The organism is Mesorhizobium sp. M0208 (assembly GCF_040322015.1).
In the GTDB taxonomy this organism is placed as follows: Bacteria; Pseudomonadota; Alphaproteobacteria; order Rhizobiales; family Rhizobiaceae; genus Mesorhizobium.
Genome location: NZ_JAMYSP010000001.1, coordinates 15,824 through 36,464, shown reverse-complemented (window position 1 = coordinate 36,464; position 20,641 = coordinate 15,824). Strand labels below are relative to the sequence as shown.

At 64.2% G+C, this 20,641-nt stretch carries 18 protein-coding genes; 9 read left to right on the top strand and 9 right to left on the bottom strand.

Annotation, left to right across the window (positions count from 1 at the left end):
• Positions 1–95: 95 nt before the first annotated feature.
• The 4 genes from deoC (at position 96) to NKJ17_RS00155 (ending at position 5,315) form a co-directional block, all read left to right on the top strand.
• Positions 96–1,145 (top strand): deoxyribose-phosphate aldolase, encoded by a 1,050-nt coding sequence (gene deoC / locus NKJ17_RS00170; RefSeq protein ID WP_352507064.1) that lies wholly within the window; start codon positions 96–98, stop codon positions 1,143–1,145.
• Positions 1,146–1,158: 13 nt separating this feature from the next.
• Positions 1,159–3,531 (top strand): aldehyde dehydrogenase family protein, encoded by a 2,373-nt coding sequence (locus NKJ17_RS00165; protein ID WP_352686231.1) that lies wholly within the window; start codon positions 1,159–1,161, stop codon positions 3,529–3,531.
• A 177-nt stretch (positions 3,532–3,708) separates the two neighbouring features.
• Entirely contained in the window at positions 3,709–4,440 is a 732-nt protein-coding gene (locus tag NKJ17_RS00160) for an SDR family oxidoreductase (RefSeq protein ID WP_352507066.1), read from the top strand.
• A 29-nt stretch (positions 4,441–4,469) separates the two neighbouring features.
• Positions 4,470–5,315, top strand: a complete 846-nt coding sequence (locus NKJ17_RS00155) for a fumarylacetoacetate hydrolase family protein (protein WP_352507067.1) — start codon at positions 4,470–4,472, stop codon at positions 5,313–5,315.
• Between the two features lie 41 nt (positions 5,316–5,356).
• On the opposite strand, the gene NKJ17_RS00150 is transcribed toward NKJ17_RS00155, so the two are convergent.
• From NKJ17_RS00150 to NKJ17_RS00125, 6 genes are all read right to left on the bottom strand, one after another.
• The gene (locus NKJ17_RS00150) at positions 5,357–6,355 is read right to left on the bottom strand and encodes an ABC transporter ATP-binding protein (protein ID WP_352476910.1); all 999 of its coding nucleotides are present in this window, start codon (positions 6,353–6,355) and stop codon (positions 5,357–5,359) included.
• 15 nt (positions 6,356–6,370) lie between these two features.
• Positions 6,371–7,432 carry a Gfo/Idh/MocA family protein gene (locus tag NKJ17_RS00145; RefSeq protein ID WP_352507068.1) on the bottom strand — a complete coding sequence of 354 codons (1,062 nt, stop codon included), beginning with the start codon at positions 7,430–7,432 and terminating at the stop codon, positions 6,371–6,373.
• Positions 7,429–8,268 (bottom strand): carbohydrate ABC transporter permease, encoded by an 840-nt coding sequence (locus NKJ17_RS00140; protein WP_352507069.1) that lies wholly within the window; start codon positions 8,266–8,268, stop codon positions 7,429–7,431. Before NKJ17_RS00140 ends, NKJ17_RS00145 begins: the two co-directional genes overlap by 4 nt.
• Before the next feature lie 8 nt (positions 8,269–8,276).
• Complete coding sequence (locus tag NKJ17_RS00135; RefSeq protein ID WP_352507070.1) at positions 8,277–9,200, bottom strand: carbohydrate ABC transporter permease; 924 nt, start codon at positions 9,198–9,200, stop codon at positions 8,277–8,279.
• A 238-nt stretch (positions 9,201–9,438) separates the two neighbouring features.
• Positions 9,439–10,698, bottom strand: a complete 1,260-nt coding sequence (locus NKJ17_RS00130) for an ABC transporter substrate-binding protein (RefSeq protein ID WP_352686225.1) — start codon at positions 10,696–10,698, stop codon at positions 9,439–9,441.
• Between the two features lie 2 nt (positions 10,699–10,700).
• Positions 10,701–11,660, bottom strand: coding sequence for an N-acetylmuramic acid 6-phosphate etherase (locus tag NKJ17_RS00125; protein WP_352686222.1), 960 nt, complete (start codon positions 11,658–11,660; stop codon positions 10,701–10,703).
• 199 nt (positions 11,661–11,859) lie between these two features.
• Between NKJ17_RS00125 and NKJ17_RS00120 the strand changes: the two genes are divergently transcribed.
• From NKJ17_RS00120 to nagA, 4 genes are read left to right on the top strand one after another with little or no spacing between them, the layout of a single operon-like run.
• Complete coding sequence (locus NKJ17_RS00120; protein WP_352476905.1) at positions 11,860–12,741, top strand: glucosamine kinase nucleotide-binding domain-containing protein; 882 nt, start codon at positions 11,860–11,862, stop codon at positions 12,739–12,741.
• Entirely contained in the window at positions 12,738–13,520 is a 783-nt protein-coding gene (locus tag NKJ17_RS00115) for a GntR family transcriptional regulator (RefSeq protein ID WP_352507073.1), read from the top strand. Before NKJ17_RS00120 ends, NKJ17_RS00115 begins: the two co-directional genes overlap by 4 nt.
• Complete coding sequence (locus NKJ17_RS00110) at positions 13,517–14,548, top strand: SIS domain-containing protein (RefSeq protein WP_352686219.1); 1,032 nt, start codon at positions 13,517–13,519, stop codon at positions 14,546–14,548. The genes NKJ17_RS00115 and NKJ17_RS00110 overlap by 4 nt, the downstream gene beginning before the upstream one ends.
• Positions 14,545–15,717: an N-acetylglucosamine-6-phosphate deacetylase gene (nagA, locus tag NKJ17_RS00105; RefSeq protein WP_352686216.1), complete on the top strand. Its 1,173-nt coding sequence runs from the start codon at positions 14,545–14,547 to the stop codon at positions 15,715–15,717. The genes NKJ17_RS00110 and nagA overlap by 4 nt, the downstream gene beginning before the upstream one ends.
• 2 nt (positions 15,718–15,719) lie before the next feature.
• Here the strand turns inward: nagA and NKJ17_RS00100 are convergent, their stop codons facing one another.
• From NKJ17_RS00100 to NKJ17_RS00090, 3 genes are all read right to left on the bottom strand, one after another.
• A complete protein-coding gene (locus NKJ17_RS00100; RefSeq protein ID WP_352507076.1) occupies positions 15,720–17,243 on the bottom strand; it encodes a malonate--CoA ligase in 1,524 nt (507 codons plus the stop codon).
• 38 nt (positions 17,244–17,281) lie between these two features.
• Positions 17,282–17,959, bottom strand: a complete 678-nt coding sequence (rpe, locus tag NKJ17_RS00095) for a ribulose-phosphate 3-epimerase (RefSeq protein WP_352686213.1) — start codon at positions 17,957–17,959, stop codon at positions 17,282–17,284.
• Positions 17,960–18,118: 159 nt separating this feature from the next.
• Positions 18,119–18,310, bottom strand: a complete 192-nt coding sequence (locus NKJ17_RS00090) for a hypothetical protein (protein WP_352507078.1) — start codon at positions 18,308–18,310, stop codon at positions 18,119–18,121.
• Positions 18,311–18,721: 411 nt separating this feature from the next.
• Between NKJ17_RS00090 and dnaK the strand changes: the two genes are divergently transcribed.
• A complete protein-coding gene (dnaK, locus tag NKJ17_RS00085) occupies positions 18,722–20,638 on the top strand; it encodes a molecular chaperone DnaK (RefSeq protein WP_023679851.1) in 1,917 nt (638 codons plus the stop codon).
• Positions 20,639–20,641 lie beyond the last annotated feature (3 nt).

Below are 20,641 nucleotides of genomic sequence, written 5' to 3'. Positions count from 1 at the left end.
TCGACCGTCTTTTTCCGCTATGACCGCTTGAAGGACTCGTGAAGCGCTGCTTCACGGTCTATCTTCGGCATAACTCGCTGAACAAGGGGCAGGAGATGAGCAGCACAATCCGCGAAACCGATCTCGGCACGTCCAAGATCACGCCGCTGCCGGCGCGCGCCGCCGCCAATGCGCCGATGCCGCAAGCCCATGGCATTGCCCGCAATCCCGGCATGAGGCTCGATCTCGGCTTCATGGAATCGATGCGCAGCGTCAACCGCTCGGCGCTGGAACGCCGCGTCGCCAGCCTGACCAAAAGACGCTCGATCAAGGCCGATAACCAGGCGGCCTGGCTGCTGCGCGCCGTCGCCTGCATGGACCTGACGACGCTGAACTCGAATGACACGGAAGAGCGCGTGCGCCGGCTCTGTGCCAAGGCGGTCAACCCGTTCCGTCGCGACATCGTCGAAGGGCTCGGCATTACTGGTGAAAAGATCCGCCCCGCGGCGGTCTGCGTCTATCATCCCTTCGTCGCCACCGCCGTCGAAGCGCTGCGCGGCAGCGGCGTCCATGTCGCCGCCGTTTCGACCGCCTTCCCGCATGGACTTGCACCGCTTTCGACGCGCCTGCAAGAGATCGAAGCATCGGTCCGCGACGGCGCCGACGAGATCGACGTCGTCATCCCGCGCGGTTTGGTATTCGGGGCGAAATGGCAGGAGTTCTATAACGAGATCGTCTCGATGCGCGCCGCTTGCGGCGAGGCGCATCTGAAGGTGATCCTCGGTACCGGCGACCTCGCCACGCTGCGCAACGTCATGCTCGCCTCGATGGTGGCGATGATGGGGGGTGCAGATTTCATCAAGACCTCGACCGGCAAGGAAAGTGTCAACGCGACGCTGCCGGTCGGCCTTGCCATGGTGCGCGCGATCCGCGCCTATTTCGAGGAAACCGGCTATCTCATCGGCTTCAAGCCGGCCGGTGGCATTTCCACGGCAAAAGCCTCGCTCGATTGGCTGGTGCTGATGAAGGAAGAACTGGGCCGTCCGTGGCTGGAGCCGGAGCTGTTCCGCTTCGGAGCATCGAGCCTTTTGACCGATATCGAGCGCCAGCTCGAGCATCATCTGACCGGCCACTACTCGGCCAATCATCGCCACGCGATGGCGTGATTCGGAGCGCTTCATGAACATCCTCGAACGCTATCACGCCATGGATTACGGGCTGGCGCCGGAAGCCCGCAACGAGGCCGATGCCTGGCTGGCCGCGCGGGATTTCGGCAAGGCGCTGTTCATCGGCGGCGACTGGAAGGCAGCCAGCGAAGGCAAAACCTTCGACACCAGCGATCCGTCCTCGGGAAAGCTGCTGGCCAAGGTGTCGGACGCTGGTGCCGCCGACATCGACGCGGCGGTGTCGGCCGCCACAAAAGCGCTGCCGAAATGGAGCGCCAGCACCGGCTACAGCCGAGCCAAAGTGCTCTATGCCATCGGCCGCGCCATGCAGCGCCACCAACGGCTGTTCGCGGTGCTTGAGACAATCGACAATGGCAAGCCGATCCGCGAGAGCCGCGACATCGACGTGCCGCTGGCGATCCGCCATTTTATCCATCATGCCGGCTGGGCGCAGGCGCTGGACAGGGATTTTCCCGGCCACAAGGGTGTCGGCGTCGTCGGCCAGATTATCCCGTGGAACTTCCCACTCTTGATGCTCGCCTGGAAGATCGCGCCGGCGCTCGCCGCGGGCTGCACCGTGGTGCTCAAACCCGCGGAATTCACGCCACTCACCGCGATCCTGTTTGCCGAGATCTGCGCACGCGCCGGCGTGCCGAAGGGCGTCGTCAACATCGTCCAGGGCGGGCCGGAGGCGGGCGCGGCAATCGTCAACCATCCCGGCGTCCAGAAGATAGCCTTCACCGGTTCGTCCGAGGTCGGCAAGATCATCCGCAAGGCCACTGCCGGCTCGGGCAAGAAACTGTCGCTGGAGCTTGGCGGCAAGTCGGCATTCGTCGTTTTCGAGGATGCCGACCTCGACAGCGCCGTCGAGGGTCTAGTCGATGGTATCTGGTTCAACCAGGGCCAGGTGTGCTGTGCCGGCTCGCGCCTTCTGGTGCAGGAAGGGATCGCCGACGCCTTCATCGCCAAGGTCAAGACGCGGATGAGCCGGCTGCGCGTCGGCAGCCCGCTCGACAAGAACACCGATATCGGCCCGCTGGTCGATTTGACTCAGCTCGATCGCGTCAAGGGCCTGATTGCCGAAGGTGCCAAGCAGGGCGCGATCTGCTGGCAGCCGGACTCGGCACTGCCCGCCGCGGGCTATTACCATCTGCCAACGCTGGCGACCGGTGTTTCGCCGGCTAACATCTTGACACAGGAAGAGGTGTTCGGGCCGGTGCTCGCCACTATGACCTTCCGCAACACCGAGGAAGCGATCGAGCTCGCCAACAACACACGCTATGGCCTGGCCGCTTCGGTGTGGAGCGAGAACATCAATCTTGCCCTGCACATCGCGCCGCAATTGGAGGCCGGCGTCGTCTGGATCAACGGCACCAATATGTTCGACGCCTCCTGCGGTTTCGGCGGCTATCGCGAGAGCGGCTTTGGCCGCGAAGGCGGGCGCGAGGGCATGTTCGAATATCTCTCGGCAAAACTGCCGCTTGGCCCGATCATCAAACCGGCAACGTCTTCTGCCCAACCTGTCGAGCAGGCGGAAGGTGGCGCCATCGACCGCACGGCAAAACTGTTCATCGGCGGCAAGCAGGTCCGGCCGGACGGCAATTATTCCTTGGCCATCGCCAGCGCCAAGGGCAAGCTTGCCGGCGAGGTCGGTCTCGGCAACCGCAAGGATATCCGCGACGCCGTCGCGGCCGCGCGCGCCTGCAAGGCCTGGCCGGAGGCGACCGCCTACAACCGCAGCCAGGTACTCTACTACGTGGCCGAAAATCTTTCCGGCCGCGCCGACGAGTTTGCCGCCCGTTTGACCCAGCTCACCGGCGCGACCGCCAAGGCGGCGCGCGAAGAGGTCGAGCTGTCGATCGAGCGCCTGTTCCTCTACGCCGGCCTGGCCGACAAATTCGAGGCCCGCGTCCACCAGCCGCCGGCCCGCGCCGTCACGCTGGCGCTGCACGAGCCAGTCGGCGTCGTCGGCATCATCGCACCGGACAATGCGCCTCTGCTTGGCCTGATCTCGCTGATGGCACCGGCGCTCGCCATGGGAAACACCGTGGTCGCCGTGCCGTCCGAAAAATACCCGCTGCTTGCCACCGACCTCTACCAGGTCATCGAATATTCCGACGTTCCGGCGGGCGCCATCAACATCGTCACCGGCCGTAGCGCCGAGCTGGCCGGCGTGCTGGCCAAGCACGACGATGTCGACGGGCTCTGGATGTTCGCCGATGCCGAGACCTGTGCCAAGGCGGAGGCCGAGTCCATCGGCAATCTCAAGCGTGTCTGGACCGGCAACGGCCACAGCCTCGACTGGGCATCGAGCGAAGCAGCCGGCGATGCCTTGCTGCGCCGTGCGATCGAGGTCAAGAACGTCTGGGTGCCCTACGGCGACTGAGTGTCCCGGAGGGGACGTCCGGGCTTGACGGGCCAACAGATGTTCTTTACCGAGAAAAAACATTTGGGCGGCAGGCGAATACCGAAACAGGCGGGATGGTACTGTCCGCCTGGCACATTGCGCCCGGCCTTGTGCCGGTAAAAAGCCGAACGATTAAAGACGGGCGAGGAGAAAAGCATGGCAGATCTGACTGGCAAGATCGTTGTCGTCACGGCGGCGGCGCAAGGCATCGGCCGGGCAAGTGCGCTGGCGTTCGCCAAGGCCGGCGCCATCGTCCATGCCACCGACATCAACGAGGTGGTGCTCGCTGATCTCGGCAAGACGCCCGGTATCAAGACCCGCAAGCTCGACGTGCTGAACGACGAGGCGGTGAATGCCGCTTTTGCCGAGATCGGCACCGTCGACGTGCTGTTCAATTGCGCCGGCTTCGTCCATTCCGGCTCAATCCTCGAGATGAAGGACGGCGATCTCGACTTCGCCTATGATCTCAATGTCCGCTCGATGATCCGCACCATCCGCGCCGTGCTGCCCGGCATGCTGGAACGCGGCGACGGCTCGATCATCAACATGGCGTCGCTGGCCAGTTCGACCAAGGGCGTGCCGAACCGCTTCGTTTACGGGCTGACCAAGGCAGCCGTCATCGGTCTGACCAAATCGGTCGCCGCCGACTATGTCGGCAAGGGCATACGCTGCAATGCGATCTGTCCGGGCACGGTCGAAAGCCCGTCGCTGCAGGATCGCATGCATGCGCAGGGCGACTACGAAGCAGCTCGCGCCGCCTTCATCGCCCGCCAGCCGATGGGCCGCCTCGGCACGCCCGAGGAAATCGCCGATCTCGCCGTCTATCTGGCCGGCGCCACCTATACGTCGGGGCAGGCTTATAATATCGACGGTGGCTGGTCGATCTAAGCTCATCTCAAATCAAGGAGAGGAATTCTATGAAACTGCTGCGCTATGGCGAGGCGGGGAACGAACGCCCCGGCCTGCTCGATGCCGATGGAACGATCCGCGACCTCTCCGCCTATGTCACCGACATTGCCGGCAAGACGCTTGACCCGGCATCGCTCGAGACATTGTCGAAGCTCGATCCGAAATCGCTGCCGGCAGTTTCCGGCAAGCCGCGGATCGGCGCCTGCGTCGCCGGCACCGGCAAATTCATCTGCATCGGTCTCAACTATTCCGACCACGCCGCCGAAACCGGCGCTACCGTGCCGCCGGAACCGATCATCTTCATGAAGGCAAGCTCGGCTATTGTCGGGCCGAATGACGACGTGCTGATCCCGCGCGGCTCGGTCAAGACCGACTGGGAGGTCGAGCTCGGCGTGGTCATCGGCAGAAAAGCGAAGTATGTCACCGAGGCCGAGGCGCTGGATTATGTCGCCGGCTATTGCGTCGCGCATGACGTCTCCGAGCGCGCCTTCCAGGCTGAGCGCCAGGGCCAGTGGACCAAGGGCAAGAGCTGCGACACGTTCGGGCCGATCGGTCCGTGGCTGGTGACCAAGGACGAGGTCAATGACCCGCAGAACATTCCGATGTGGCTGACGGTCAACGGCAAGACGATGCAAAACGGCTCGACCAAGACCATGGTCTTCGGCGTCGCTTATCTCGTGTCCTATCTCAGCCAGTTCATGTCGCTGCACCCCGGCGACATCATCTCGACCGGCACGCCGCCCGGCGTCGGCCTCGGCATGAAGCCGCCGGTGTTCCTGAAGCCCGGCGACGTCGTCGAGCTCGGCATCGAAGGGCTGGGCATCCAGAAGCAGACGTTCAGGGCTGACGTGTAGCGCACCCTCCCTTCTCTCCTTGTGGGAGAAGGAAAAGAGGGCTACTTCAGCACCCTCCCATCGGCCCCAAACCGGTACGTCTTCGCCGGATCCGGCGTCGCGTACAGCGTGGCGCCAGGTTCGGCGTTATAGACGCCAAAAATGCGCACGGTGATCAAGCCAGCCTTCTCGCAGTCGAGATAGAGATTGGTGTCGGCGCCAAGATGTTCGGCATGGACAACCGTGCCTTTCCAGGCACCGGATTTCGCATCGACGGTCAGGTGCTCGGGACGGACACCGATGGTCTTGGCCGTCTCGCCAAGCCTGGCCCCGTCGACGAAGTTCATCTTCGGTGAGCCGATGAAGCCGGCGACGAATTCATTTGCCGGCGAATTGTAAAGCTCCATCGGTCCGCCGATCTGCTCGATCTTTCCCGCGTTCAGCACGACGATCTTGTCGGCCAGTGTCATCGCCTCGACCTGGTCGTGGGTGACATAGATCATCGTGGCCTTCAGCCGACGGTGCAGCTGGGCGATCTCCAGCCTGGTGTTGACGCGCAGCGCGGCATCGAGGTTGGACAGCGGCTCGTCGAACAGAAAAAGCTTGGGCTCGCGCACCACGGCGCGGCCGATGGCGACGCGCTGGCGCTGACCACCGGAAAGCTCGGCCGGCCGCCTCTCGAGGTAGGGCTCCAGCGACAGCATCGACGAGGCGATGCCGATGCGGCGGTCGATCTCGGCCGCCGGTGTGCCCGCCTGCTTGAGGCCGAGGCCCATGTTGTTCTTCACCGTCAGATGCGGATAGAGCGCATAGGTCTGGAACACCATGGCGATGCCGCGTTTGGCCGGCGGGGTGGCGGAGACGTCCGCCCCGTCGATCACCACGCGGCCCGAGGTCGAGTCCTCCAGCCCGGCAATGACCCTGAGCAGCGTCGACTTTCCGCAGCCGGATGGACCGACGAAGACGACGAACTCGCCATCCGTCACCTCGAGGTTGATGCCCTTCAGCACCTCTACCGGCCCGAAGGCCTTTTTGACATTCTCGATGTTCAGCGAGCCCACGGCTTCGTCCCTGTTCTAGAGTTTCACGGCGAGGCCGCTGCGTACGCTCTCGTCGGCGGCAAGGCAGACGGCGAGCGACTTCACCGCGTCGTCCATATGGCGGGTCAAGTCGAGATCCTCGCGGATCGCCTTGAGCACAAATGCCTGTTCGAGATCGCAGAGATCCTGATGGCCAGGCTCGCCCTCCATCGACAGCATCTCGTCCGGTTTGGCGAACTTGCCGTCCGCGCCGGTCGCCGCACTGTGCAGGCGGATGGTCGAGGTCTTGGTGTGGGTGTCGATGTCGTCGGACCTGACGCCCTCCTTCATGACGATCGACACGCAGCCATTGGGCGAGATCACGTCCTTCACGAAGAAGGCCGTCTCCGAGATCATCGGCCCCCAGCCGGCCTCGTACCAGCCGACCGAACCATCGTCGAACAGCACCTGCAGGTGGCCGTAATTATACATCGTGGGCGCAATCTCGTCGGTCAGCCGCAGCCCCATGCCGCGCACCTCGACCGGCCTGGCGTCGGTGATCTGCAGCATCACGTCGAGATAATGCACGCCGCAATCGACGATCGGCGACGTCGTCTGCATCAGCTGCTTGTGCGTCTCCCAGCTATGGCCGGAGGATTGCTGGTTGAGGTTCATTCGGAACACGTAAGGGCCGCCGAGCTTGCGCGCCTCGGCGATCAGCCGGATCCAGGACGGGTGATGGCGCAGGATGTAGCCGATCACCAGTTTTTTGCCGTTGGCCTTGGCTGCCGCGACCACGCGCTTTGCATCGGCGACGGTGGTTGCCAGCGGCTTTTCGACGAAGACATGGCAGCCGGCCTCGAACGCCCTCACCGCATAGTCGGCATGGCTGTCGGAATAGGTGGCGATGCAGGCGACGTCAGGACTCTCGTCGCGCAACGCCTGGTCAAAGGAGCGCCTGATGCCATAACTGGCGAGCCCGCCCGGCAACGGCACGTCGGAGCGATTGACCAGTGCTGCGATCTCGAAGCCCGGATTGGTATGGTAGGCCAGCGCATGGCTGCGGCCCATATTGCCGAGACCGGCGACGACGACGCGCAGAGGTTGTTGCGAACTCACTTGACCGCTCCCGAAGTGATGCCGCGGATCAGCTGCCGCGAGAAGATGACGTAGAGGATCAGCACCGGCATGATCGCCAGCGACAGTGCCGCCAGAATGGCGTTCCAGTTGGTGACGAACTGGCCGAGGAACAGCTGGGCGCCGAGCGTCACTGTCTTGGTCTCCTCCGACGGCGCCAGGATCAGCGGGAACCACAGATCGTTCCAGATCGGGATCATGGTGAAGACCGCGACCGTCGCCATCGATGGGCGCACCAGCGGCAGCACCAGCCGGAAAAAGATGGTGTATTCAGACAGGCCGTCGATCCTGCCCGCATTCTTCAGATCGTCCGAGACCTGCTTCATGAATTCCGACAGGATGAAGACGGCAAGCGGCAGGCCCTGCGCCGTGTAGACCAGGATCAGCGCCGTCAGCGTGTTAACCAGCCCGCTCGCCACCATCAGCTGCAGGATGGCGACGGTGCCGAGGCGGATCGGGATCATGATGCCGAGCGCCAGATAGAGCCCCATCAGCGAATTGCCGCGGAAGCGGTATTCCGACAGTGCGAACGCAGCCATGGCGCCGAACAGAAGCACGAAGAACAGCGAGGCGACGGTGACGACTAGGCTGTTCTGGAAATAGTGGATGAAGTCGCCCTGGCCGATCACCGTGGCGTAGCCGATCAGGTCGAAGGTCCCTGGCGTTGGCGGCGTCAGCGGCGCGCCGAAAATCCCTGCGCGCGATTTGAACGAATTCATGATGACGAGGATGACCGGAAACAGCGCGATGGCGGTGTAGGTCAACAGGATCGCGTGGGCGCCAATGATGCGGGGCAGCGAGCGGGTTGCGGTGCTCATGTCGCGCCTCAGAACTGGTAGCGACGCAAGCGCGTCTGCACGAGGAACAGGTAGACGCAGACGCCGCCGAGGATGATCAGGAACATCATCGTGGCGATCGCCGCGCCCATGTTGGGATCGCCGACCTGCAGCTGGAAACCGAAGAAGGCGCGGTAGAGGAAGGTGCCGAGAATATCCGTTGAATAGTTCGGCCCGGCCAGCGCGCCTTGCGCGGTGTAGATCAGGTCGAAAGCGTTGAAATTGCCGACGAAGGTCAGGATCGAGATGATGCCGATCGACGGCAGGATAAGCGGCAGCTTGATCTTCCAGAACTGCGCCATCCCGGTAATGCCGTCGCATTCGGCCGCTTCGATCACCTCTTCGGGAATGGACAGCAGTGCCGCATAGATCAGCATCATCGGGATGCCGACGAACTGCCACACCGAGATCAGGCTGAGCGCGGTCAGCGCATATTGTGCCTTGCCGAGCCAGGGCGTGAACAGGCTTTTCAGGCCGACAAGGTCCATCATATGCGGCGCCACGCCCCATAGCGGCGACAGGATCAGCTTCCAGGCGAAGCCGACAATGACGAAGGACAGGATCGTCGGCACGAAGATCGCCGTGCGGTAGAAGGCGGAAAACCGCAGCCTGGGGCTGGACAGAAGTGCGGCCAATAGGACGCCGATCGGGTTCTGCACCAGCATATGGATGACGAAGAACCAGACATTGTTCCTGAGGGCGTTCCAGAAATTGACCGACCAGTTGGGATCACCGAACAGCATGCGGAAATTTTCCAGTCCGACGAAGACCTGCGACTGATTGATGTTGCGGAACAAGGAAAGCTGCAGCGTGCCGGCCAGAGGCAGGATCATGATCGCCGTATAGACCAGCAACGCCGGCGCCAGGAAAACGCCGATATGCCAACGGAACGGTCTTTTCGGTGCTGCGGCCATGCATTCGGTCCCCGGATCAGGTCTTGCAATTGCCGTCAAAGGGCGCGGCGCCTCCTCTCCCTCGAGGGGAGGGTGCCTCGCACAGCGAGGCGGGTGGGGTCGGCCGATGCGGCCCGCCATCGTGGTTTCGACCGTGCTTTCCAGCAGCGATCAAGCCGCAGCCTGCCTCGACCGACCCTCTCTGTCGCCTTCGGCGACATCTCCCCATCGAGGGGGGAGACAACGCTTCGCCGCGCTCTTACTTCGCCGGCTTATACCAGCTGTCGAGGCCGTCCTGCAGCTTCTTGGCGGCAGCTTCCGGCGTGTCGGTGCCGTTGATGACGTTGGCCGATTCAACCCACGTCTCGTTTTCGAGGTTCGGCGTGCCGCGCGACAGGATCTGGTAGGTCGAGCGGATCGTCGACTTGCACTTGCCGCGCCAGGAGACGAATTCCTGGGCCAGCGGGTCTTCCATCTTCACCGGGGTGTTGTTCAGGCTGAAGAAGCCCGGCAGCGCGTTGGCGTAGATGGTGGCGAAATCCGGCGAGGCCACCCAGGACAGGAAGGTCTTGGCCGCATCCGCATTCTTCGAGGCCGCATTGAGGCCCATGCCGATGTCGGTGTGGTCGGAGATGTAGCAGGTGTCGCCGGCCTTCTGCACCGGCGGCGGGAAGGCGCCCATCTTGAACTGCGCCTGCGTGTTGAACAGGCCGATCTCCCACGAGCCGGCCGGGTAGATGGCGGCGCGGCCGAGCGTGAACAGGTTCTGGCTGTCCGGATAGGTCTGCGCCTCGAAGCCGTCGCCGAGATAGTCCTTCCACCTGGCCAGTTCCTTGAAGGGCTCGACCCACTGCGGATCAGTCAGCTTCTGCTCGCCCTTGATCAGCGCCAGGCGGCCTTCCTCGCCCTTCCAGTAGTTCGGGCCGATGTTCTGGTAGCCCATGGTCGCCGCTTCCCAGAGGTCCTTGGTGCCCATCGCCATCGGGATGTAGGTGCCGTCGGCCTTGATCTTGTCGAGCGCGGCGAAGAATTCGTCGCGCGTCTCCGGCACCTTGATGCCGAGCTTGTCGAAGGCGTCCTTGTTGTAGATGAAGCCATGGATGACGGAGGCCATCGGCACGCAGAAACTCGACTTGCCGTCGTCGGTCTGCCAGGCGGCCTTGGCGACGTCGGAAAAGTTATCCATGCCGGGCAGGGTCGAGATGTCGGCGAGGTTGCCCTTCTTGAAGAGCTCCAGCGACTTGTCGAACGGGCGGCAGGTGATCAGGTCGCCGGCCGAGCCGGCGGCGAGTTTGGCGCCGAGGGCGGCGTCATATTCGGTTGGCGCCGACGGCGCGAACACCACCTTGATGCCCGGGTTCTTGGCTTCGAAGGCCGGGATCAGCTTGTCCTTCCAGATGGCAAGGTCGTCGCCGCGCCAGCTCTCGATGTTGAGCGTTACGTCGTCGGCGTAAGCCACCCCGGCGGAGCCGAGAATGCTGGTGCCGAGAAGAAGTGCCGTCAGTAGCTTCGTTGTCATGCTCAGTCTCCCTGTTGACCTTTTTCAGGTTCGGTTTTGATGAGAACAGAGGCATTGCGCCCCTTGCTCCCCTCGATCGCGGAAAGGGCTGGCCGCAGCTTGTGGCCGGTCCCTTCCAGTATCTTCTCGGCCGCGTCGGCGCTGGTGGCGCCGGCGGCGAGCAGAATGGCGGTCTTGACGACGCCGCCGCTCTTTTCGAGCAGGCGCGCCGCCTCGTCCTTGTCGCGCCCGCTGACGGCGGCGACGATGCGTGCGGCGCGGTCGCGCAGCTTGATGTTGTCGGCCATGAGGTTGACCATGTAGCCGTCATGGACATGGCCGAGATGGATGGCGGCCAGCGTCGACAGCATGTTGAGCGCGATCTTCTGGGCGGTGCCGGCGCCCATGCGCGTCGAGCCGGCAATCAGCTCCGGCGGCGTTTCGAGCAGGATGGCGATGTCGGCCAGCCGCAGCAGCGGCGCATCCCTGTTGTTGGCGACGGCAATCGTCGCCGCACCGCGGCGCCTGGCTTCCTCGATCGCCCGGACAGCGTAAGGTGTCGAGCCGCTGGCCGAGACGGCGATCAGGCAATCGCTACTGCCGATGCCGGCGGCGGCGACCGCTGCCGAAGCTTCGTCAAGGTCATCCTCAGGCCCGCCGGCCAGTGTCCTGAAAGCTTCGTCGCCGCCGGCGATCAGGATGGCGATGCGGTCGCGCTGGATACCGAAAGTGCCCGGCAGTTCCAGCGCATCGGCCAATGCCATCAGGCCCGAGCTGCCGGCGGCCGCATAGGCGAGCTTGCCGCCGCTTTTCAGCCGGGTTGCGATAATTTCGGCGGCCGCGGCAATGGCAGGAATGGCGCCGCGTACGGCCTTGGCGGCCTCGATCTGTGCGTTGGCCAAAGAGGAAAGGATGGCGTCCGGGGCCTGGATGTCCAGTCCCTCGGCATTGCGGTGAAGCGCTTCGGTGCGCGTTTCGGCCATCCGCTGTCCTCCAATCCAGAAAACAATACCAAAAAAATACCACTTGTCCACACGCATTAATGAAATCCCTGCGTCGGGATAGGCCTGCAGACGAAATCCGCTGATTTCTCAACAAACTAGGCCTTAACTTTTTTGAAATGGAAATTAACCCTTGGCTATTGGTATTTTATTGGTATTATCCGCCCCGAGGAGAAATCGCGTGAAATTCGTGCTCGGCATCGATGGCGGCGGCACCAGCTGCAGGGCGGCCCTTGCAACGGCCGACGGCAGCGTCCTCGGCCGCGCCAAAAGCGGCGCCGCCAACATCCGCACCGATCTCACCGGCGCCAGGACGAACATCGTCGATGCGGCGCAGCAGGCCTTTGTCGCCGCGGGCAGGGATCCCGCACTGATCCCGCAAACGCCGGCCGTTCTCGGCCTGGCCGGCGCCAATGTCGGCACCTATAGGCAGCAGCTCGAAGCGATCCTGCCGTTCCGCATCAGCCGTGTCGAGACCGACGCCGAAATCGCGCTGGAAGGTGCGGTCGGCTCCGGCGACGGCGCCATGGCCATCCTCGGCACCGGCACCGCCTATATGGCGCGCAGACAAGGCAAGTCGCGCGCCATCGGCGGCTGGGGGTTCCAGGTCGGCGACCAGGGCAGCGGCGCCCGCATCGGCCGCGACCTGCTCGAGCAGACGCTGCTCGCCTATGACGGCATCCGCGAAGGCTCGCCGCTGACGCAGGCCATGCTCGCCATCTTCCGCAACAATCCCGAGGATGTGGTCGAATTCACCACCAACGCCAAGCCCGGCGATTTCGGCGGCTTCGCGCCCAAGGTGTTCGAACACGCCGAAAAAGGCGACGTCGTCGCTATCTGGATCCTCGACAAGGCGGTCGCCGATGTCGAGGCAGCGCTTGGCGTACTCGACCTGGGCGGCGACGATCCGCTCTGCCTGCTCGGCGGGCTGGCGCCGCTTTACGCGCCGCGCCTGTCGGCCCGCTACCGGGCGCTGCTGAAACCGCCGCTCGACGACGCGCTGGGCGGCGCGGTGCAGATGGCGGTTCGGATTTTCGCAAACACGGCGGAGACAGCGCGATGAGCGAGGCCGCCGACCAGATATTCACGGCGCTGAAACAATCGTCGCAAAGCGGCGCGCCGCTCTATCTGCAGCTGAGGAAGAGCATCGAGGATGCGGTCAAACGCGGGCTGATCGGACCGGGCGATGCGCTGCCTTCCGAGCGCGACATCGCCAGCAAGGCCGACATTTCGCGCGTCACCGTGCGCAAGGCGGTGCAGGACCTGGTCAAGGGCGGCATCCTCGTCCAGCGCCATGGTTCCGGCACCTTCGTTGCGCCGCGCATGGAGCGCGTCGAGCAGTCGCTGTCGATGCTGACCTCGTTTACCGAAGACATGGCGCGGCGCGGCATGGCGGTGCGTTCAGCCTGGCTCGACCGCGGCCTCTATCCGCCGTCGCCCGACGAGATGATGGTGCTCGGCCTGGCATCGAACGAATTGGTGGCGCGCGTGGCGCGCCTGCGCATTGCCAACGACACGCCGCTGGCGATCGAGCGCGCCTCGCTATCAACAAGCGTGCTGCCCGATCCGGCGGCGATCGGTTCGTCGCTCTACGCGGCGCTGGAACAGACCGGCAACAGACCGGTGCGGGCGGTGCAGCGCATTTCCGCCACCAATCTCGGCGATGGCGATGCGCATCTGCTCGAAGTGCCGCCAGGCATTGCCGGGCTGCATATCGAGCGTATCTCCTATCTGGCGAGCGGCAAGGTGATCGAGTTCACCCGCTCCATCTACAGAGGCGACGCCTATGATTTTGTCGCCGAACTCCGGCTAAGCGGGCCGGGCGAAGAGGGCCGGTCATGAGCGCAACAATTACCCATATGCGGCGCGAGATCGACGAGATCCCGGAGGCCACCGCGCGCCTGCTCGACGGCTCGGCCGCGGTGCTGACCGAGGCCGGGCGCGACATTCGCGAGCGCGACCCGAATTTCGTCGTCACCGTGGCGCGCGGTTCGTCCGACCATGCCGCGACCTTCATGAAATATGCCGTGGAGCTGACCGCCGGGCTGGCGGTTGCATCGGTCGGCCCGTCGATCGCCTCGATCTATGGCGCCAAGCTGAAGCTGGGCGGCTCGGCCTGCCTGGCGATCTCGCAGTCCGGCAAGAGCCCGGACATCGTCGCAATGGCGCAGGCGGCGCGGGCCGGCGGGTCGCTGACCGTCGCCATCACCAACACTGCCGATTCGCCGCTCGCGCGAGCCTCGGATTACGCGATCGACATCCTGGCCGGACCGGAGCGCAGCGTTGCGGCGACGAAGACCTTCGTCAATTCGGCCGTCGCAGGGCTCGCCTTGATGGCGCATTGCACCGGCGACGACAAACTTCTGGCAGCACTTGCCCGCCTGCCGGAGCATTTTCGCAAGGCGATCGCGTGCGACTGGATGGCGCTGGCTGCGGCACTCGAGACGCCGAAATCGCTGTTCATCCTTGGCCGTGGCCCGTCGGCGGCGATCGCCAACGAGGCGGCGCTGAAATTCAAGGAAACCTGCGCCATGCACGCGGAAGCCTATAGTGCCGCCGAGGTCATGCACGGCCCGCTGGCGCTGGTCGGTCCCGGCTTCCCGGTGCTGGCTCTGGCTGCTCGCGATGCGTCCGAACCGTCGGTGGCTGATGCCGCCGACAGCCTGGCCGGCAAGGGCGCCGCCGTCTTTGTGACGTCGAACAAGGCAAGGAGCGCACAGCCGCTGCCGCATGTCGCAACCGGTCATCCGCTGACCGATCCACTGACGCTGATCGTGTCGTTCTATGGTTTCGTCGAGGCTTTTGCCCGCCATCGCGGCCTCGACCCCGACACGCCGCCCAATCTGCGCAAGGTGACGGAAACGCTATGAGCGATCGCTTTGCCCTGACCGGCGCCCGGATTTTCGATGGCGACGACTGGCACGACAATGCGGCGCTTGTCGTGCGCGACGGCCTCGTCGAGGCCATCGTTGCCGCCGGGGCTATTCCACCCGGTGTTGCGCGTATCGAGACTGGTGGCGGCATGCTGGCGCCTGGCTTCGTCGATTTACAGGTCAATGGTGGCGGCGGCGTCATGCTCAACGACCATCCCGACGTCGCCACGATCGAGACCATCTGCCGGGCGCACGCACCCTTCGGCACGGCGGCGCTGTTGCCGACGCTGATCACCGACACGTCCGAGATCACCGCCGCCGCGGTTGCGGCCGGAGCCGAGGCGGCACGGAGGAAGATGCCAGGGTTCCTGGGCCTGCATCTTGAAGGGCCGCATCTTTCGATCGCCCGCAAGGGCGCGCATGACCCGGCCCTGATCCGGCCGATGCTAGGCCCCGACCAGGCGATGCTGATCGCCGCACGGAAAAACCTGCCCGTGCTGCTGACGACGGTGGCGCCCGAATCCGTCGAGCCCGGCCAGGTGTCGGCACTTAGCAAAGCCGGCATTGTCGTCAGCATCGGCCATTCCGATACCGGCTATGCCACGGCTCGCGCCTTTGCCGAGGCCGGCGCAACGGTGGTCACCCATCTGTTCAATGCGATGAGCCAGATCGGCAATCGCGAGCCAGGGCTGGCGGGCGCGGCAATCGATACCGGCACATTCTATGCCGGCATCATCGCCGACGGTATCCATGTCGATCCGGCCACCATGGCCATCGCCTTGCGTGCCAAGCAGGGGCCGGGCAAGATCCTGCTCGTCACCGACGCCATGGCGACGATCGGCACCGACATGACCTCGTTCACGCTGAACGGCCGCACCATCCACCGCAAGGATGGCAGGCTGACACTTGCCGACGGCACGCTGGCGGGCGCCGATCTCGACATGATTTCCGCGGTGCGCTTCATGCACCGCGTCGTCGGTCTCGACCTCGACGAGGCCTTGCGCATGGCCTCGCTCTATCCGGCGCAAGCGATCGGCCAGTCGCACTGGCTCGGGCGTTTCGCCAAAGGCACCGCCGCCAACATCGTTTCGCTGTCGGACGATGTGGACATTAAAAGCGTGTGGATCGATGGCGCCAGGGTTTTTGCAACCAGCCCTGCTCGTTAGGGTTAGCCGGCTTTGGACGTATAGAGGTCCTTGTAGGTTTCGCGCAGCAGGTTCTTCTGCACCTTGCCCATCGTGTTGCGTGGCAGCTCGTCGACGAAGATCACCCGTTTCGGATGCTTGTACCTGGCGAGGCGCCCGGCGATGGCCTCGATGAGCCCCGCGGCGCTGATGGTCGAGCCCGGCGCCCGCACCACGACCGCGGTGACGCCTTCGCCGAAATCCGGATGGGCGACGCCGATGACAGCGCTTTCGGCAACACCAGGCAGCGCGTCGATCTCGCTCTCGACTTCCTTTGGATAGATATTGTAGCCGCCCGAAATGATCAGGTCCTTGCCGCGACCGACGATGTGGACATAGCCGTCGGCATCGATCAGCCCCAGATCGCCGGTGATGAAGAAACCATCGTCACGGAATTCGGCCCTGGTCTTTTCCGGCATGCGCCAGTAGCCGCAAAAGACGTTCGGGCCCTTGACCTCGATCATGCCGACCTCGCCCCGGGCAAGTGTTTCGCCGCCGTCGGGATCGGCGATGCGCAGGGAGACGCCGGGCAACGGGAAGCCAACCGTGCCGGCACGCCGCTCGCCCTCGTAAGGGTTCGACGTGTTCATGTTGGTCTCGGTCATGCCGTAGCGCTCGAGGATGGCGTGGCCGGTGCGCTCTCGCCAGGCTCTGTGCGTCTCGGCCAAAAGCGGCGCCGATCCGGAAATGAACAAGCGGATGTTTTTCGCCGCTTGCCGGTTCAAACCGTCCTGCTGCAGCAGGCGGACGTAGAAGGTCGGCACGCCCATCAGGACGGTGGCGCGCGGCAGCAGCGAGACGATGCGGGCCGGGTCGAATTTGGTTTCGAACAGCATCGAGGCGCCGGCCATCAGGACGACATTGGTGGCGACGAAAAGGCCATGCGTGTGGAAAACCGGCAGCGCGTGAACCAGCACGTCTGCGGCGGTGAAGCGCCAGAGGTCGACCAGCACCCGCGCATTCGAGGCGAGGTTTTCGTGGCTGAGCATGGCGCCTTTCGAACGGCCGGTGGTGCCGGACGTGTAGAGGATCGCAGCAAGGTCGTCCGGCCCGCGCGCCACATCGTGAAAGTCCACGGCCGCCTCAGAGGCGCGATCGGTCAACGAACCCTCGCCCTGGCTGCCGAGTGTCGCGACCGCAGCGCCCGAGGCCTGCGCCAAAGCGCCGATCTCGGTCACTCGCGCCGGCTCGCAGACGACCAGTCGCGGCTCGGCATCCCTGAAAAAATAATCGAGCTCGGTCAGCGTATAGGCGGTGTTGAGCGGCAGGAAGATCGCGCCGGCACGCAGGCAGGCGAGGTAGAGGAAAATGGCCTGCGGGCTCTTCTCGACCTGAACGGCGACGCGGTCGCCGGCTTCGACGCCCAGCCGCGACAGCGCATGCGCCAGTTGAGCGGAGCGCGCCAGCATATCGCCATAGCTGATCGAGCGCCCGTCCTCTGCCTCCATCAAAAGGCGTCCGCGCGCGGGCATCCGGGCACGGAAAGCATCAAACAGATGGTTGCTCATGTTTAGCCCGAGCGGCGTCTCCGGCCGGACGGCGGCGGTCAGCCGGCCGCCTTGTCCGCCGCTATCCTGATTGCCTCGATGTTTGCCCGGTAGGCCTCGACGCTGCCGCCCTTGAAGATGGCCGCACCGGCGACCAGCACGCTGGCGCCGGCGGCAGTGACCAGGGGCGCAGTTTCGGGCGAGATGCCGCCGTCGATCTCGATCCTGATCGGCCTGCCGCCGATCAGCGCCTTCACCCGCTTCACCTTGTCGACGATCGCCGGAATGAAGGCCTGGCCGCCGAACCCCGGATTGACCGTCATGATCAGGATCAGATCAAGCCGGTCAAGCACGTATTCGATCATCGTCTCCGGTGTCGCGGGGTTGAGTGACACACCGGCCTTCTTGCCAAGGTTTTTGATCGTTTGCAGCGACCGGTCGAGATGTGGCCCGGCTTCGGCGTGCACCGTGATGCCGTCGCAGCCGGCGTCGGCGAAGGCGGCCAGATAAGGATCGGCCGGGGCGATCATCAGATGGCAGTCGAAGAAGGCCTTGGTGCGGTTGCGGATCGCCTTGATCACCGGTGGCCCGAAGGTGATGTTCGGGACGAAATGCCCGTCCATGACGTCGAGGTGGATCCAGTCGGCGCCGGCGGCCGTCACCGCCTCGACCTCGTCGCCGAGCTTCGAGAAATCGGACGCCAGCACCGATGGCGCGATCAGGGTTTTTTGAGCCATGTCCGCTTCCCGTTGTTGAGACCCCTTCGGCGTAATCATCTCGGCGCCGCTTGTCGACAGGAATCCGGCGTCCGCGCAGAAGGCGAGAAGCGGTGCGAGCCACTTCTCTTCTGGTGCAGACCTTTCCTCCAAGGCCTTTCCAGTGCACGGCCTTGGAGTTCAGTTCGAATGGCGCCGCGGCCTGGCCGTCCGTGGCAGGAAGAGCTTGCGGTTGCCTTGTTTCACCTTCTGCAGATCGGGCTTCTTCAGCCCAGCGGCGAGCGCCAAGATCGACAATCCGCTGGCAGCCTGGATGGCGCGGCGCAAACGGCCGCCACGAGAGCGCACGAACGCCCCGTGGCCGCAAGACATGGATCTCCCCCCACAGGTCATGGGAAGGCGAAGGTCGCGCTGAGCTCCTGCTGTTCCCTGAGACCATGGAGCCTCTGGATCTGTGGTCATGGGGCTTTACTTTCCGGGGCCGCACCGCGCGGCACCTGAGCGTCTGTCGCGGGGCGAGGCAGAAAGGTTCATGGGCCGGGGCCGGGCCGGCTGGATCACCGCCGGAAAATACGGGCCTGCCGGTCCCGGATCCGATCAACCGCGATGAATGGTGAAAGCCTTGCGCAGAATGCTTGCGCGCCACGCAGCCTGTTCTTATATACGCGCCAAGCCGTCCAGCGCCGAATGCCGGTTGCCGGAGCGGAATTTCTTGTGAACAGGGGCTTTCGTCGGAACGCCTGTACGGGTCCTGAGAGCCTGCTTAGCGGAGAGATTAGAACAATGGCAAAAGTAATCGGTATCGATCTGGGAACAACCAACTCCTGTGTCGCCATCATGGATGGCAAGGAATCCAAGGTCATCGAGAATGCGGAAGGCGCCCGTACGACCCCTTCCATCGTCGCCATCAACAGCGACGGCGAGCGCCTCGTCGGCCAGCCGGCCAAGCGCCAGGCGGTCACCAATCCTGAAAACACCATTTTCGCGGTCAAGCGCCTGATCGGCCGCCGCTACGACGATCCGGTGACGGAGAAGGACAAGAAGCTTGTCCCCTACAAGATCGTCAAGGGCGACAATGGCGATGCCTGGGTCGAGGCCGGCGGCAAGAAGCAGTCGCCCAGCCAGATCTCGGCGATGATCCTGCAGAAGATGAAGGAAACGGCGGAGGCCTATCTCGGCGAGAAGGTCGAGAAGGCGGTCATCACCGTTCCGGCCTATTTCAACGACGCCCAGCGCCAGGCGACCAAGGATGCCGGCAAGATCGCCGGCCTCGAAGTGCTGCGCATCATCAACGAGCCGACGGCGGCCGCACTTGCCTATGGACTGGACAAGAAGGAAGGCAAGACGATTGCCGTCTATGACCTTGGCGGCGGCACGTTCGACATTTCGGTGCTCGAAATCGGCGACGGCGTGTTCGAGGTGAAGTCGACCAATGGCGACACCTTCCTCGGCGGCGAGGATTTCGACATGCGCCTGGTCGAATATCTGGCGGCCGAGTTCAAGAAGGAACAGGGCATCGACCTGCGGAACGACAAGCTCGCCCTGCAGCGCCTCAAGGAAGCGGCTGAAAAGGCCAAGATCGAGCTGTCCTCCACCACGCAGACCGAAATCAACCTGCCCTTCATCACCGCCGATGCCACCGGCCCCAAGCACCTGACGCTGAAGCTGACGCGGGCGAAGTTCGAGAGCCTGGTCGAGGATCTCGTCCAGCGCACGATCGATCCCTGCAAGGCGGCGCTCAAGGATGCCGGCCTGAAGGCCGGCGAAATCGACGAAGTCGTCCTGGTCGGCGGCATGACCCGCATGCCCAAGATCCAGGAGATCGTGAAGCAGTTCTTCGGCAAGGAGCCGCACAAGGGCGTCAACCCGGATGAAGTTGTTGCATTGGGCGCCGCCATCCAGGCCGGCGTGCTGCAGGGCGACGTCAAGGACGTGCTGTTGCTCGACGTGACGCCGCTGTCGCTCGGCATCGAGACGCTGGGCGGCGTGTTTACGCGGCTGATCGAACGCAACACGACGATCCCGACGAAGAAGAGCCAGGTGTTTTCCACGGCCGAGGATTCGCAGTCGGCGGTGACCATCCGCGTCTTCCAGGGCGAGCGTGAAATGGCCGCCGACAACAAGGCGCTCGGCCAGTTCGATCTGGTCGGCATCCCGCCTGCGCCGCGCGGTGTGCCGCAGATCGAGGTCACCTTCGACATCGACGCCAACGGCATCGTCAACGTCTCGGCCAAGGACAAGGGCACCGGCAAGGAGCACCAGATCCGCATCCAGGCGTCTGGCGGCCTTTCGGACGCCGACATCGAGAAGATGGTCAAGGACGCCGAGGCTAATGCCGAAGCGGACAAGAAGCGGCGCGCGCTGGTCGAGGCCCGCAACCAGGCCGAGGCGCTGGTGCATTCCTCGGAGAAGTCGCTGAAGGAATATGGCGAGAAGGTTTCCGAGGCCGACCGCACGGCGATTGCCGATGCGATCGCGGCATTGAAGACCGCTGCCGAAGGCGACGATGTGACCGAGATCGAGGCCAAGACGCAGACGCTCGCCGAAGTCTCGATGAAACTCGGCCAGGCCATGTACGAGGCTTCGCAGAAGGAAGCCGCCGAGGCCGACGCCAAGGCTGACGCCGCCAAGGACAGCGACGTCGTCGATGCCGATTTCGAGGAAATCGACGAGGACGACGAGAAGAAGAAGTCGGCCTGAACC

Bases quoted from the DNA above. Each gene is read 5' to 3' on its own strand.
- NKJ17_RS00115 (WP_352507073.1), top strand. From the start codon at position 12,738: ATGAGCGAGGCCGCCGACCAGATATTCACGGCGCTGAAACAATCGTCG.
- NKJ17_RS00135 (WP_352507070.1), bottom strand. From the start codon at position 9,200: ATGGCCGCAGCACCGAAAAGACCGTTCCGTTGGCATATCGGCGTTTTC.
- NKJ17_RS00130 (WP_352686225.1), bottom strand. From the start codon at position 10,698: ATGACAACGAAGCTACTGACGGCACTTCTTCTCGGCACCAGCATTCTC.
- NKJ17_RS00110 (WP_352686219.1), top strand. From the start codon at position 13,517: ATGAGCGCAACAATTACCCATATGCGGCGCGAGATCGACGAGATCCCG.
- deoC (WP_352507064.1), top strand. From the start codon at position 96: ATGAGCAGCACAATCCGCGAAACCGATCTCGGCACGTCCAAGATCACG.
- NKJ17_RS00100 (WP_352507076.1), bottom strand. From the start codon at position 17,243: ATGAGCAACCATCTGTTTGATGCTTTCCGTGCCCGGATGCCCGCGCGC.
- NKJ17_RS00165 (WP_352686231.1), top strand. From the start codon at position 1,159: ATGAACATCCTCGAACGCTATCACGCCATGGATTACGGGCTGGCGCCG.
- NKJ17_RS00140 (WP_352507069.1), bottom strand. From the start codon at position 8,268: ATGAGCACCGCAACCCGCTCGCTGCCCCGCATCATTGGCGCCCACGCG.
- NKJ17_RS00090 (WP_352507078.1), bottom strand. From the start codon at position 18,310: ATGTCTTGCGGCCACGGGGCGTTCGTGCGCTCTCGTGGCGGCCGTTTG.
- dnaK (WP_023679851.1), top strand. From the start codon at position 18,722: ATGGCAAAAGTAATCGGTATCGATCTGGGAACAACCAACTCCTGTGTC.
- NKJ17_RS00125 (WP_352686222.1), bottom strand. From the start codon at position 11,660: ATGGCCGAAACGCGCACCGAAGCGCTTCACCGCAATGCCGAGGGACTG.
- NKJ17_RS00155 (WP_352507067.1), top strand. From the start codon at position 4,470: ATGAAACTGCTGCGCTATGGCGAGGCGGGGAACGAACGCCCCGGCCTG.
- nagA (WP_352686216.1), top strand. From the start codon at position 14,545: ATGAGCGATCGCTTTGCCCTGACCGGCGCCCGGATTTTCGATGGCGAC.
- NKJ17_RS00160 (WP_352507066.1), top strand. From the start codon at position 3,709: ATGGCAGATCTGACTGGCAAGATCGTTGTCGTCACGGCGGCGGCGCAA.
- rpe (WP_352686213.1), bottom strand. From the start codon at position 17,959: ATGGCTCAAAAAACCCTGATCGCGCCATCGGTGCTGGCGTCCGATTTC.